This window comes from Nonomuraea sp. NPDC048881 (genome assembly GCF_040649795.1).
Taxonomy (GTDB): Bacteria; Actinomycetota; Actinomycetes; order Streptosporangiales; family Streptosporangiaceae; genus Nonomuraea.
Genome location: NZ_JBEZGC010000027.1, coordinates 1 through 12,598 on the forward strand (window position 1 = coordinate 1; position 12,598 = coordinate 12,598).

A 12,598-nucleotide genomic window follows, 5' to 3' on the forward strand; every position below is an offset into this window, starting at 1 on the left:
ACGGCCGCAACTGGGACCAGGCCACCTCCTCCGGCCCCTTCTTCTTCCTGTTCGACTCCATGCGCTCATGGGTCCAGTACCAGTGGCAGGTCTTCTCCTTCCACAACGGGCTGGAGACGTCCCATCCGTACATGTCGGAGCCGTGGCAGTGGCCGCTGCTGCTGCGTCCGGTGGCCTTCTTCTACGAGGGCAAGCAGAACGTGTGCGGGGCCAAGGACTGCTCGGAGGCGGTGCTCGGCGTGGGCACGCCGGTGATCTGGTTCGGCGCGCTGGCCGCGCTGGTGGCCCTGATCGCCTGGTACGTCTCCTCGCGCGACTGGCGGGCGGGGGCCGTGCTGCTGGCGTACGCGATGGGCTGGCTGCCCTGGTTCTACTTCGCCATCTCCGAGAACCGCACGATGTTCCTGTTCTACGCGATCCCCATGGTGCCGTTCATGATCCTGGCGCTGACGTTGTGCGCCGGGTTGCTCATCGGGCCCGCCACGCCGACGGAGAGCGGGGCCATGCCGATGCGCCGCACGCTGGGGGCCGCGGTGGTCGGCGCGTACGCGCTGCTGGCACTGATCAACTTCTGGTGGTTGCACCCGATCCTGTCCGCCGAAGTGATCCCGTACACCGAGTGGAAGGCCCGGATGCTGTTCGACAAACGATGGATCTGACCCGCTCACTGTAGGTAAACATCGGTTTCGTAGGGTAGTCGCTGTGCAAGACCCAATACGCACCGCATTCGGTCATCGTCATAGCTGGGTTCGATACGGCAAACTTCGAGGCATGAGTGCACCGGATGTCACCGCCCTTCTCGCCGAGTTGGAGCGATCTCAGCCGGACCTGGCCGAGGAGGCCAGGACCGCCGTCGAATGGTTGACGGGTGGGGAACCGCTGGAGACGGTGACCCAGCTCGACGTCTGCGAGTTCCTCTGGTACACGCTTCCGATCAAGGTGGGCCCGCTCCGGCCCGGAGGCGACCACGAACGCCTGTCCCGCTCACTGGCACGGCTGCTGCAACTCGGCGGCATGGAACGTTACGCCGCCCTGTGCGTGTCCCCCACCACCGCGCAGATCCTGCGCACCTACGCCCAGGAGGGCGAGGACGCCGGCACCAGCGCCTACCAGAAGGCCCTGGAGGCCACGGGCGTGCTCCCGCCCGACGTGCCCGAGCTGCAGTGGAGCATGATCATGGGCCCCGAGGAGCTGGGCGCGCACGTGGCCTGCTCCGCGGCGCTCGAACTGGCGATCGTCGCCGGCGACGACGTCGACCGCGGCGCGCTCACCCGCCGCTGGCTCACCGAGCCCCGCGCCGAGCTGGGCGGCGACAGCTGGCTCAACCGCGTGCACGGCGAACGGCTCAACCGCTGGGTGCTCGGCCGCGGCCCGGCCAGGCGGGAGCTGGCGCAGCCGTTCGAGGTGCGCCTGCACGCGCCGGTGACGCCGCAACCCCTGCCCGCCCTGCGCAAGCTGCTGTCCCTGGCCGCCTCCGAGGGCAGCCTGCCGCTCCGGCTGGCCCCCTCGCCCGCGGCGCTGCGGCTGCGTGAGCTGGCCGAGCGCGAGCTCGGCGCGATCAGCCGCGACGGCGCCCGGCTGGCCATCACCGACTACGGCCGGCACCTGCTGGGCTCGCCGGAGGCCATGTGGGAGGCGGTCACCCGGCTGCTGCTGGCCAGGGGCGAGCACGAGTTCGAGGTCTCGGCCCGCGAGGCCACGCTCATGCTGCTGGCCGACGGCGTCCTGATGTCCCCCGCCCAGCTGCGCGAACGGGTGGCCGAGGTGGTGGGCGGCGAGGGCTGGCACCCGGCCACGAGCCTCGACGACGTCACCGCGCCGGTCGCCGACCTGGTCTCCCAGCTCACCGCGCTGGGCCTGGCCTACAGCGACGACCTGGTCGTCCGGATGGACCGGCCCGGCCAGTACGCGGCCCTGGCCGCGCTGCGCGCCCACGCCCTGCGCCCGCGCAAGTACGTCAGCTCTGGCTGACCGCCTTCACGGCCTGCTTGAACTCGGGGCACTCGACCAGCGGGTCGTGCTCGCACACGGCCGCGTGGCGCAGGCTGTCACGCAGCCGGGTGAGCTGCCGCACCCGCTGGTCGACCTCGCGTTCCTTGGCGGCCATGCGCTCGCGCAGCCGCGTGTCCGCCGGCCGGGCGCGCAGGAACTCGGCGATCTCCGACAGCGTGAATCCGGCGTCGCGGGCGCAGGTGATCAGCGCCAGCCGGTCAAGCGTCTCGGGCAGGTAGACGCGGCGCAGGCCGTTGCGGCCCTCGGCCTCGATGAGCCCCTTGCGCTCGTAGAAGCGCAGCGCGGACGCGGCCAGCCCGGTACGCCTGGCCACCTCGCCAATGTCGATCAACGTGTCCCGCATGCCCCGGCTCCTCGACTTGAACCACCCTTCAAGCCGGATATTAGCGGAGACCCCCCGAAGAATGGTTACGCAGCGTAGTTACGATGGACACATGGAGCTCTTTCCGGCCATGCCACTCGAAGAGTGGGCCGACACCAAGGAGACCTTCCACCGCTTCGCGCAGATCGTCGGGAAAATCCGGCTGACGGTGAGTAACCGGCGTAACCATTGGTGGCAGGTGCCGTTCCATCTGACCGGGCGCGGCCTGACGACGCGTCCCATGGGCGGGCTCGGCGAGCAGCCGCTGTTCTGCGTGGACTTCGACCTCGTCCGCCACCGCCTGGTGATCGACGTGCTGGACGGCCGCAGCGCGGAGTTCAGCATGATCGGGCTGTCGGTGGCCGCGTTCCAGTCCCGGCTCTTCCAGACGCTGGCCGACCTGGGGATCCGGCCGGAGATCTGGGCGGTGCCGTACGACCTGGACGACGAGACGCCGTTCGCCGAGGACACCCGCCACGCGCACTACGACCCGGTCCTGATCAACCGCTACTGGCGGATCCTGTCGCAGGTGGCGCAGCTGCTCGACCGGTTCGCCGCGGACTTCGGCGGCAAGGTCAGCCCGGTGCACCACTTCTGGCACACGTTCGACATCGCGGTCACCCTCTTCACCGGACGCCCGGCCGACGTGCCGGAGGAGGCCGACCCGGTCACCCGGGAGGCGTACAGCCGGGAGGTGATCAGCGCCGGGTTCTGGTTCGGCGACAAGGAACGGCCCTGGCCGGCGTTCTACTCCTACACCGCGCCGGAGCCGAAGGGGCTGGAGCGGGAGCCGCTGCTGCCCGAGCAGGCCGAGTGGCTGCCCGCGCGCGGCAGCCATCTGGCCGTGCTGCGCTACGACGACGTGCGCGCCATGGGCGATCCGGTGGCGAGCGTGCTGGAGTTCCTGCAGAGCGCCTACCAGGCCGGGGCCAAGCTGACCCACCTGGACGTCGAGGAGGTGGCCTGCCCCGGCGGCATCACCGACCCGTACTACGTGAAGAACCGCCCGGTGTGAACGACGCGAAAGCCCGCCCTCCGGAGAGGGCGGGCTTCCACGTGTGCGTGTACCGGTGTGCAGGTCGCCTCTCGGCGAAAGGCACAACGCGGCTCCAGCCGAACGGTAGTCCGCGAAGGCAATAGGTGAGGCCCGGGGACACTGGACACACCGGCCACGGTTTATGTAACGGGGGTTCCTCCAGGAACATTCCCCGCGTTCCCCCCGATTCCGCTCAGGTCCGGACGGCGGCCGGTTGCCGGGCCGGCAACCCGCTCTCGCGGACCAGCAGCAGGACGGCGAAGGCCAGCAGGCCCGCGACACCGCCGGTCCAGGCGACGGTGGAGCCCACGGCCGCCGCACTGACCTGCGCGCCGATGAGCGATTGGGCGCAGGCCAGGCCGAAGGAGCCGCCGAGCTGCTTCGACAACGCCGAACCCGCGGTGGCCGCGCCCATGTCGGCGTGCGGGACGCTGCCCTGCGTGGCGATGGTGAGCCCGCCCATGGCCGGGCCCGTGCCGAGCCCCACGAGCAGCAGCCAGACCCCGACCAGGTACGGCGAGGTGCCCGGCCCGAGCGCGGCGAAGGCGAGCGTGCCGGCGGTGACCAGCGCGGCCCCGGTCAGCAGCACCGGCCTGGTACGGCCGGACCGCAGCACGAGGACGGCCGTCAGCCGGTTCCCGGCGATCATGCCCACCAGCATCGGGAGCAGCAGCAGGCCGGACACCGTGGCCGAGTAGGCGCGCACGTGCTGGAGGTACAGCGGCAGCAGCACGCCCGCGGGCAGCCCCGCCACCTGGAAGAAGAACCCGCCCGCGAGCAGCGCCGCGTACGTGCGGCGGCGCATCAGCCGCGGCGGCAGCACCGGCGTGTCCGCCCGCCGCTCGACGGGGACGAGCGCGACCAGCAGCGCCACCCCGCCGAGCAGCGAGCCGAGCACGGCCGGGTCGCTCCAGCCGCGGCCGGTGTTGCCCTTGAGGCTCAGGCCGATCAGCACCAGCGACAGGCCCGCGGTGAGCAGCGCGATCCCGGCCGCGTCGAGCCTGCCCGAGGTGCGCGGCGGACGCCGGTCGGGCAGCAGCAGCGCGATCAGCGCGGCCGCGAGCGCCCCGGCGGGCAGGTTGACCAGGAACGCCCAGCGCCAGCCCGCGTGGTCGGCCAGCAGGCCCCCGACCAGCGGCCCGCCGACCATGCCGACGATCATCATGGCGGCCAGCAGGGTCTGCATGCGGATCAGGCCCTCGCTCCGGTGCGGCGGATGGAGGTCGCGGATCAGGGCCATGCCCAGGGTGAGCAGCGCGCCCGCGCCGACCCCCTGGACGGCCCTGCTGACGATCAGGACCTCCATCGAGCCGGCGAGCCCGCAGGCCAGGGAGCCGCCCAGGAAGATCGCGAGGCCGGAGAGGAGAAGGCGGCGGCGGCCGTACAGGTCGGAGAAGCGGCCGTAGATGGGGACGCTCACCGACGAGGTGAGCAGGTAGGCGGTGATCAGCCAGACGTACCAGGAGGTGGTGCCGCCGACCTGCGCGACGATGCGCGGGAGCGCGGTGCCGACGACGGTGCCGTCGAGCATGCCCAGGAAGGCGCAGCCGAGTAAGGCGAAGGTGACCGCCGTGCGGCGGCGGGGCGCGAGGTCCTCGTAGAGGTCGGTCAAGGGCGTTCGCCCGTCCCGAGCGCGCCGTTCAGGAACAGGTCCACCAGCTCTTCCGAGCCCAGCGGGGACGGGCCGCGGCCGGCCGCCATCACCAGGAACTGGAACGCCTCGGCCAGGCGCTCGGGGGCCAGCCTGAGCCGGTCGCGCTCGGGCTCGAACAGCCCGGCCAGGGCCTCGCGGGAGGCAGCCATCGACTCCTCCCGCCCGGACCCGGGCCGCCCGCCCCCCTCGGCGGCGCGGGGCTCGCCTCCGGGTGCCGGGCGGGCCTCGCCTCCGGGTGCCGGGCGGGGCTCGCCTCCGGGGGCGGGGCGGCGCAGGCCGCCCGTGGTGGCGAGGGCGCCCGCGACCGCGCCCATCCTGGCCAGGTGGCCGCGCAGTGCCTCGGCGGCCTCCACCAGCCGGTCGGCCAGCGGCAGGTCGAGGGAGATCGCGGACACGTGGGCGAGGGTGTCGTCGGGGCGCAGCGCCTCGGCCATGCAGGCGGCGAGCAGCGCCTCCTTGTCGCCGAAGGCGCGGAAGATCGTGCCCTCGCCGATGCCGGCCGCGCGGGCGACCTGGGCGGTGGTCACGGAGGTGCCGTACTCCACCACCAGGGGGAGGGCGGCCTTAACGATCATCTCGCGGCGTCGTTCTGGGCTCATCGCCGGCGCTCTCCGCCGGCTCGTCTCGTTCGTCATACCGTCAACGGTACGGAGTGAGCACTCACTCCGTCAAGGGCACGGGCGTCGCCGTGACACCATCGAAGGCGTGCCTTTCGCCATGACGACGGGCGGCGTCAAGCTGTCCTACCAGGTCCGCGGCAGCGGTCCCGCGCTCGTGCTGCTCCAGGGCCAGGCCAACGACCACCGCTGGTGGGACCCGGTCCGCGACGACTTCGACCGCGCCCACCGCACGATCACCTTCGACTACCGCGGCACCGGCGACAGCGACAAGCCCGACGAGCCCTACACCACCCGCGGGTTCGCCGAAGACGTGCTGGCCGTGCTCGACGAGCTGGGCGTCGCCCGCGCCGACGTCTACGGCACGTCGATGGGCGGCCGGGTGGCCCAGTGGCTGGCCGCCGACCATCCCGGCCGGGTCGGGGCGCTGGTGCTCGGCTGCACCTCCCCCGGCGGCGTCCACGGCCTGGAACGCGGCGCCGACGTGCGCAGGGCGCTCGCGCAACCCGACCGGGCCGCCGCCGGGCGGGCGCTGCTGGAGCTGATGTACACGCCGGGCTGGCTGGCCACGCATCCGGGGCCGTACCGGACGGTGGGCGATCCGGGCATGCCCGCCCACGCGCGCCGCCGCCACCTGGCCGCCAGCGCCGGGCACGACGCCTGGGCCGTGCTGCCCGCCATCACCGCGCCGACGCTGGTCGTGCACGGCGCCGACGACGTGTTCAACCCGGCCGCCAACGCCCCGCTGCTGGCCGGGCGCATCCCGGGGGCGGAGCTGCGGCTCATCGAGGGGGCGCGGCACGCCTACTTCGAGGAGTTCCGCGAGGTGGCGAGCCCGCTGGTGCTGGAGTTCCTGGCGCGCTCGCGCGGGTGAGCCGGGCGGCCAGCCCCTGAAGGTGGGCGACGAGCTCGGGCGGCTCGTGCGCCTCGAACTCGCAGCCGAGCGTGATCAGCCGGAAGGCCAGCCAGTCCAGGGTGTCGGCGGAGGCGCGCAGGAGGCAGGTGTGCGCGTCCAGCGGGGTGAGCTCGCCGGGGATCGCGCGGGCCACGACCTCGGCGGGCGCGTGCAGGGTCACCACCGCCTCGTACGTGGGCGCGCCCGAGTAGAGCTTGGCGGCGACGTACGCGGCGGGGTCCGCCGGCTCGGTCGTGGTGATCCGGGCGCCCGTGGCCCGTACGTCGTCCATGCGGTCGACGCGGAACAGCCGCCGGTCGTCCCGGTCGTGGTCGTGGGCCAGCAGGTACCAGCGCCGCCCGGCGGCCACCAGCCGGTACGGGTCCACAAGCCGGGCACTGCGCGCGCCGTCGCCCGCCAGGTACCGGAAGCGCACCTGTTCGCGGTTCGCGACGGCCATGGCCAGCGTCGTGAGCCGGCCCGGATCGACGTCGAACCCCTCGGCGCCGGGCAGCGGGACGGTCGCGGCGCCGAGCGAGGCCACCCGGTGGCGCAGCCGGGACGGCAGCACCTGCTCCAGCTTGGCCAGCGCGCGCACCGACGCCTCCTCGATGCCCTGCACGGGATGCCGGGCCGCGGTCACCAGGCCCACGGCGATGGCGACGGCCTCCTCGTCGTCCAGCAGCAGCGGCGGCATGGCCGCGCCCGCGACCAGCCGGTAGCCGCCGTCCGCGCCCATGGTGGCGACCACCGGGTAGCCGAGGTCGCGCAGCCGCTCGACGTCGCGCCGGACCGTGCGGCGGCTGACCCCGAGCCGCTCGGCCAGCTCGCCGCCCGGCCATTCGCGCGGGGTCTGGAGCAGCGACAGCAGGCTCAGCAACCGCAAGGACGTCATGGTCCAAGAATGCCGCCGATGTAGGACGAGAATTGACCTACTGGCCTTCTAACGTCGTCTCGACGCACCGATCGAGGAGGCACATCATGACCGTCAACCCTGTCCCCGAGGGCTACACCACCGTGACGCCGTGGATCATCTCGCGCGACACGGCCGGGCTGATCGACTGGCTCAAGGCCGCTTTCGACGCCGTCGAGCTGGGCCGGATGACCGGCCCGGACGGCGACGTCCAGCACGCCGAGGTGCGGATCGGGGACGCCGTGGTGATGATGTTCGACGCCCGGCCCGAATGGCCCGCGACGCCCGGTTTCCTCCGCCTGTACGTGCCCGACGCGGAAGCCGTCCACCGCCGCGCGGTCGAGGCGGGCGGCACGTCCGTCACCGACGTCACGCACCTGTTCTTCGGCGACCTCGTCGGCCGGGTGCGCGACCCCTTGGGCAACCTGTGGTGGATCCAGACCCACGTCGAGGACGTCTCCGCCGAGGAGGCGGAGCGCCGCCTGGCCGACCCCGGGTTCGTCAGGGCGATGGAATACGTCCAGAGCGCGGAATTCTTCCCCGGGCGGTGAGCGCGGCGATCGCCGGCAGCGGGAAGAGCAGCAGGTAGAGGTTGGGGATCCACCAGGCGGGCGAGAAGTCGCCGCGCAGCGTCCAGAACGCGATCGCCATCAGCCCCGAGGCCGCCGTCAGCACCAGCGAGACCAGCATCAGCGGCTCGCCCGCTGGCGAGCGCCGGCGCAGCAGCCACAGGCTGGTCAGGCCGGTGGCGCTGGCCAGGAGGTCGATCCAGAGGAACGACCAGTTCCAGTCGGCCATCAGCGGATCGGCATAGTCGGCGAAGGCCCACTCGGGCGGGATCAGGCCGAGGCCGGTGATCGTGAAGTAGGCCACGAAGCCGACATCCGTCAGCAGCATCAACGCCTTAGTCGCGCGCAGCACGATCGATGGCCTCCATCAGGTAGCGGCGGGTGGGTTCGTGCAGGCCGGGGCCGGGTTCGCCGAGGCCGAGCAGGCGGGCGGCCCACCAGCCGTCCACCGCCAGCCGGACGGCGGTCGCGGCGGCCGGGTCGATGCCGTCGTCGGCCAGCCGGGCCTGCCAGGCGGCGAACCGCTCGCGCAGCGGCTCCAGCCCGGCCGGGTCGACCAGCACGCCCGCCAGCAGCGCGACGGTGACCCGGTCGGCCGGGACGGAGGCGGTGTGCCGTTCGGGGATCGTGGCCCGCACGTACGCCCGCAGGAAGTCGCCCGGCCGGCCGCCCGCCGCCGCCAGCGCCTGGTCGAAGGCGTCGGTCAGCCGCGCGACCATGGCGGCGACCAGGGCCTGCTTGGTCGGGAAGTGGTAGAACAGGCCGCCCTTGGAGACGCCCGCCCGCCGGGCGACCGCCTCCAGCGTCAGCGACTCCGCGCCCTCCGTCAGCAGCACGTCGGCGGCGGCGTCGAGCAGCCGGTCCTTGGAACTGGGTCGTGGCATGGCCATTACTGTACCGGCCGACCGGTACAGTTTCGAGCGGTTCCGTCCCGCGCATAAACGTCATCCGACCTCCGCACCCAGCCGATCGGAGCGAGTCCATGGATCATGTCGCGCACTTCCACCGCGAGGCACGTGCGTTCGAGGCGGCCGCGCGGCGGGCGACCGCGTCGGGTGGCGCGCCCCTCGTGCCGTCCTGTCCCGGGTGGTCGGTCGCCGACCTGGTCATCCACCTGGGCGCGGTGCACCGGCACGTGCACGCCGTCATCGACGAGCGCCTTCCCGGGCTGCCCGACCCCGCCGACGTCGCCGTCCTCGGCCTGCCGGCGGACTTCGGCGACTGGCCCCATCCCGACCGCGCGCCCAACACCGGGCCGGTGCCCCCGGCCGTGCTCGACTGGTTCGCCGAGGGCGCCGCGCGGCTCGGAGCGCGCTTCTCCGCCGCCTCCCCCGACGACCCCGCCTGGACGTGGTCCGCCGAGCAGACCGTCGGGTTCTGGCAGCGCATGCAGGCCATCGAGGCGGCCGTCCACCGCTGGGACGCCGAGAACGCGCTCGGCACGGCCGCCCCGATCGACGCCGCGTTCGCCGCCGACGCCGTCACCCAGGTCTTCGAGGTGATGGCCCCGGCCCGCAGGTCCTGGACGCAGGCCCTGCCCGGCGCGGGCGAGCGCTACCTGTTCCGCCAGAGCGACGGGCCGGGAGTGTGGGCGGTGTGCTTCGACGGCGACGACGTCCGGCTCACCGGCGACTCGACGGGCGCGGTAGAGCTCGTCGGAACGGCCTCCGACCTGCTGCTGCACCTGTGGCGCCGGCTGCCCGCCGACCGGCTCGACGTCCGCGGCGACCGGGCCCTGCTCGACCGTTACTTCACGCTCGTCCCGCCGGTGTGAGCCTGCCGCGGCCTCACGCCTCCCCGCCGAGGCGCTCGACCACCACCCCGCCCGGATGCAGCGGCAGGCGACGCCCGGACACGCGGTGCAACGGCAGCCGGACGAGCACCGGATCGGCCAGCTCCGGCCAGGGCGCGCCGGTCAGCCGCTCCAGCCGCCCGGCCTCCTCCCGATCCCGGACGACCTCCGCGACACCGGTCACCAGCACGCTCCACCCGGTGCGCATGGCCGGCTCCATGTCGTCGACCTCGAACGCCATCGGCACACGGTGCTCGATCGCCTCCAGGATGCGGCCGGGCGGGATCCGGAACACGACGGTGTCGGCGTCGAGCGTGAAGTTCACCGGCAGCACGATGATCGTGCCGCCCGGCCGCGCCCACGCCACCCGGCCCACGGGAACCGTGGACAGCAGCGTCAGGCACTCCTCGCGACTCATCGTCCGGATGGCCCCCAGATCCATGCCGTCCATCCTCTCACCTGGGCGGATGCTTCCTCTCGGCAGGCTCGCGGGCGGTGGCGAGCATGGAGTCGAGCGCCTTCCGCGAAGCCGCCAGGCGGCTGATCTCGCCGCTGATGCGGGCGCGCTCGCGGTTGAGGTTGTCCATCATCTCGGGGCAGGAGGAGGGCACCATGTCGGCGCCGTCGTCGTGGACGCAGTGCAGCACCCTGGTGATGACCGACGTGGGCAGGCCGGCTTCGAGCAGCGCGCGGATGTGGCGCACCTCCGCGACGTCGGACTCGGCGTACTCGCGGTAGCCGTTCGGCCGGCGCAGCGGTGTGAGCAGGCCCTGGTCCTCGTAGTAGCGCAGCAGCCTGCGGCTCACTCCGGTCTGCCGGGCGAGATCGCCGATTCGCATGGAACCTCCGGGTTGACCTTCACATGGATGTGACCCTTTATCGTCCCCATTGTCGCCACTACAGATGGGAGATGAAGGTGTCCGGAGCAGTGATCATCGCGGCGGGGCCGGGGATCGGGCAGGCGGTGGCGCGCCGGTTCGCCGCCGAGGGGCTGCCGGTCGGCCTGATCGCGCGCAGCGCGCGGACGGTGGAGTCGGCGGCGGCGTCCCTGTCCTCCTACGGGGTGCCGGTCGCCACGGCGGTCGCCGACAGCACCGACGAGGACGCGTTGCGCGCCGCGCTCGACAAGACGGCCGCCGAGCTGGGCCCGCCCGACGTCGTGGTGTACAACGCCGCGATCGTCCAGGCCGACCGGCCCGGGGAGCTGCCGGCGCGCGCCCAGCTCGACGCGTACGCGGTCAACGTCGTCGGGGCGCTCACCGCCGCCGCCCACGTGGCGCCGGGGATGGCCGGGCGCGGCGGCGGCACGTTCATCGTCACCGGCGGCATGCCGCATCCCAAGCCGGACTACGTGAGCCTGTCACTGGGCAAGGCCGGCGTACGAACCCTGGTGCCCCTGCTCGACCAGGAGTACGGCGCGGACGGCGTGCACGTGGCCAGCGTCACGGTGGCCGGCGTGGTCGCCCCGGGCACCGCCTTCGACCCCGACGACATCGCCGAGCACTACTGGCGTCTGCACACCCAGCCCCGCGACCAATGGGAACACGAGGCCCAGCACCTCGGCGCCTGACCCCTCACCAGGCGGCGACCGGTGACTCGCCCTCCCCCGAGCGCTCGCCCGCGTCGATCGGGACCGACGTGGCGGACCCGTCGGCGAGGTCGACCCGGTGCGCCCGCCACCCGTCCGTGTACAGCAGTTGCCTGCCGGTCCCGTCGATGCTGAAGCGAAGGCCCAGCGAGGCTCCCCGCGGCAGGGTCAGCCGGGCCACCACCTGGGGCCGGCCGCCCGCGATCGGCACCCGCTCGACGTCGTGACCGGCGGAGTAGAGCAGGGCGCCCCCGTCGGGGGTGAAGGCCACCGACTGGGGGCTCCACACCGCCCTGTCCGGCCTTACCGGCCGCGACGCGGCGATCAGATCGGTGCCCGCGTTCCCCAGGTCGAGCACGCTGAGGCCCCCTCGGCCCAGCACCGTGGCCACCCGCCGTCCGTCGGGGGCCCAGGCCAGGCCCATGACGGCGGTGCTCTCCCGGGTGACCCAGTCCCGCCGCCGCCCGGTGGCCAGATCGAGGACAGCCACCTTCGTCCCGCCGCCGATGAGCGTGACGGTGTAGGCGAGCCTGGTGCCGTCCTGGCTGAGCGCCATCGCGGTCACCTGGTCTGGCTCGGGTTCCAGGTCGGGCACGAGCTCCGGCTCGCCGGGCCGTCCCTTCTCGTCGAGACGGATGCGGAAGAGCCGGAGTGGCGTGTCCAGCCCCGTCCATCCGGCCAGCACGAACGTGCGGTTGTCGGGGGCGGCGGCGACGAGGTGCCAGGACGAGCGCACCCCGGGCGGCAGCGGCACGGCCGCCACGAAGGCGCCCGTCACGGCGTCGTTCACGGCGGGCGGCACCGGCGTGGCAGTTGCCGTCTTGGACGAGTCCGCAAAGGAGAAGATCGGCGTCCGGGCGGCGACGAAGAAGCGCGGCGGCCCGGTCGCCGTCAGGGGCTTGCCCGTCGCCATGGGCTCGGCCAGGGAGGTCGCCGGAACCAACGGCGGCGGCCGGAAGTACGACGGCGACGGAGTCCCGCCCGGCATCGCCGGGGCGTCCGTGGCGACGCGCGGCATGGCCGGCGCCAGGCTGGACGACGGCGGCGCGGACGGGTCGTTCATCAGGGACACCCGCTGGGTCGCCGGGTCGGCGCAACCGCCGGTCAGCGTGAGCACGATCAGGCCCGCTAAGGCCACCTCCGTACGGGATAGCATGCCT

At 73.2% G+C, this 12,598-nt stretch carries 15 protein-coding genes and 1 pseudogene; 7 read left to right on the forward strand and 9 right to left on the reverse strand.

The annotated features are described in order from the left end of the window. Both AB0C33_RS46755 and AB0C33_RS46760 read left to right on the forward strand, forming a co-directional pair. Positions 1 to 659: pseudogene (locus AB0C33_RS46755) on the forward strand (phospholipid carrier-dependent glycosyltransferase); the annotation flags it as partial. Between the two features lie 112 nt (positions 660 to 771). Further along, complete coding sequence (locus tag AB0C33_RS46760; protein ID WP_358300844.1) at positions 772 to 1,971, forward strand: hypothetical protein; 1,200 nt, start codon at positions 772 to 774, stop codon at positions 1,969 to 1,971. Here the strand turns inward: AB0C33_RS46760 and AB0C33_RS46765 are convergent. After that, the gene (locus AB0C33_RS46765; protein WP_352326258.1) at positions 1,958 to 2,356 is read right to left on the reverse strand and encodes a MerR family transcriptional regulator; all 399 of its coding nucleotides are present in this window, start codon (positions 2,354 to 2,356) and stop codon (positions 1,958 to 1,960) included. The genes AB0C33_RS46760 and AB0C33_RS46765 overlap by 14 nt on opposite strands. Positions 2,357 to 2,447: 91 nt before the next feature. Here AB0C33_RS46765 and AB0C33_RS46770 point away from each other — a divergent pair, with 91 nt between their 5' ends. Continuing rightward, a complete protein-coding gene (locus tag AB0C33_RS46770; protein WP_358300847.1) occupies positions 2,448 to 3,389 on the forward strand; it encodes a DUF5996 family protein in 942 nt (313 codons plus the stop codon). 214 nt (positions 3,390 to 3,603) lie between these two features. On the opposite strand, the gene AB0C33_RS46775 is transcribed toward AB0C33_RS46770, so the two are convergent. Beyond that, entirely contained in the window at positions 3,604 to 5,022 is a 1,419-nt protein-coding gene (locus tag AB0C33_RS46775) for an MFS transporter (protein ID WP_358300850.1), read from the reverse strand. Beyond that, positions 5,019 to 5,663, reverse strand: coding sequence for a TetR family transcriptional regulator (locus tag AB0C33_RS46780; RefSeq protein ID WP_358300853.1), 645 nt, complete (start codon positions 5,661 to 5,663; stop codon positions 5,019 to 5,021). The genes AB0C33_RS46775 and AB0C33_RS46780 overlap by 4 nt, the downstream gene beginning before the upstream one ends. A gap of 106 nt (positions 5,664 to 5,769) precedes the next feature. Here AB0C33_RS46780 and AB0C33_RS46785 point away from each other — a divergent pair, with 106 nt between their 5' ends. After that, positions 5,770 to 6,555 carry an alpha/beta fold hydrolase gene (locus tag AB0C33_RS46785; RefSeq protein WP_358300856.1) on the forward strand — a complete coding sequence of 262 codons (786 nt, stop codon included), beginning with the start codon at positions 5,770 to 5,772 and terminating at the stop codon, positions 6,553 to 6,555. Here AB0C33_RS46785 and AB0C33_RS46790 read toward each other — a convergent pair. Then, positions 6,464 to 7,471, reverse strand: coding sequence for a YafY family protein (locus AB0C33_RS46790; RefSeq protein WP_358300859.1), 1,008 nt, complete (start codon positions 7,469 to 7,471; stop codon positions 6,464 to 6,466). The genes AB0C33_RS46785 and AB0C33_RS46790 overlap by 92 nt on opposite strands. Positions 7,472 to 7,557: 86 nt before the next feature. Here AB0C33_RS46790 and AB0C33_RS46795 point away from each other — a divergent pair, with 86 nt between their 5' ends. Next, positions 7,558 to 8,040 carry a VOC family protein gene (locus tag AB0C33_RS46795; RefSeq protein WP_358300862.1) on the forward strand — a complete coding sequence of 161 codons (483 nt, stop codon included), beginning with the start codon at positions 7,558 to 7,560 and terminating at the stop codon, positions 8,038 to 8,040. On the opposite strand, the gene AB0C33_RS46800 is transcribed toward AB0C33_RS46795, so the two are convergent. Beyond that, a complete protein-coding gene (locus AB0C33_RS46800) occupies positions 7,991 to 8,410 on the reverse strand; it encodes a DUF5360 family protein (RefSeq protein WP_358300865.1) in 420 nt (139 codons plus the stop codon). The genes AB0C33_RS46795 and AB0C33_RS46800 overlap by 50 nt on opposite strands. Next, positions 8,394 to 8,942 carry a TetR/AcrR family transcriptional regulator gene (locus tag AB0C33_RS46805; protein ID WP_352326247.1) on the reverse strand — a complete coding sequence of 183 codons (549 nt, stop codon included), beginning with the start codon at positions 8,940 to 8,942 and terminating at the stop codon, positions 8,394 to 8,396. Before AB0C33_RS46805 ends, AB0C33_RS46800 begins: the two co-directional genes overlap by 17 nt. Positions 8,943 to 9,040: 98 nt before the next feature. Between AB0C33_RS46805 and AB0C33_RS46810 the strand changes: the two genes are divergently transcribed. Continuing rightward, a complete protein-coding gene (locus AB0C33_RS46810; protein ID WP_358300868.1) occupies positions 9,041 to 9,832 on the forward strand; it encodes a maleylpyruvate isomerase N-terminal domain-containing protein in 792 nt (263 codons plus the stop codon). A 13-nt stretch (positions 9,833 to 9,845) separates the two neighbouring features. On the opposite strand, the gene AB0C33_RS46815 is transcribed toward AB0C33_RS46810, so the two are convergent. Together AB0C33_RS46815 and AB0C33_RS46820 are read right to left on the reverse strand one after the other, a co-directional pair. Then, positions 9,846 to 10,301 (reverse strand): pyridoxamine 5'-phosphate oxidase family protein, encoded by a 456-nt coding sequence (locus AB0C33_RS46815; RefSeq protein WP_358300888.1) that lies wholly within the window; start codon positions 10,299 to 10,301, stop codon positions 9,846 to 9,848. 4 nt (positions 10,302 to 10,305) lie between these two features. Then, positions 10,306 to 10,689: a MerR family transcriptional regulator gene (locus AB0C33_RS46820; protein WP_358300891.1), complete on the reverse strand. Its 384-nt coding sequence runs from the start codon at positions 10,687 to 10,689 to the stop codon at positions 10,306 to 10,308. A gap of 77 nt (positions 10,690 to 10,766) precedes the next feature. Here AB0C33_RS46820 and AB0C33_RS46825 point away from each other — a divergent pair, with 77 nt between their 5' ends. Next, positions 10,767 to 11,420: an SDR family NAD(P)-dependent oxidoreductase gene (locus tag AB0C33_RS46825; RefSeq protein WP_358300894.1), complete on the forward strand. Its 654-nt coding sequence runs from the start codon at positions 10,767 to 10,769 to the stop codon at positions 11,418 to 11,420. A gap of 4 nt (positions 11,421 to 11,424) precedes the next feature. Here the strand turns inward: AB0C33_RS46825 and AB0C33_RS46830 are convergent, their stop codons facing one another. Next, entirely contained in the window at positions 11,425 to 12,594 is a 1,170-nt protein-coding gene (locus AB0C33_RS46830; RefSeq protein WP_358300897.1) for a hypothetical protein, read from the reverse strand. Positions 12,595 to 12,598: the final 4 nt, after the last annotated feature.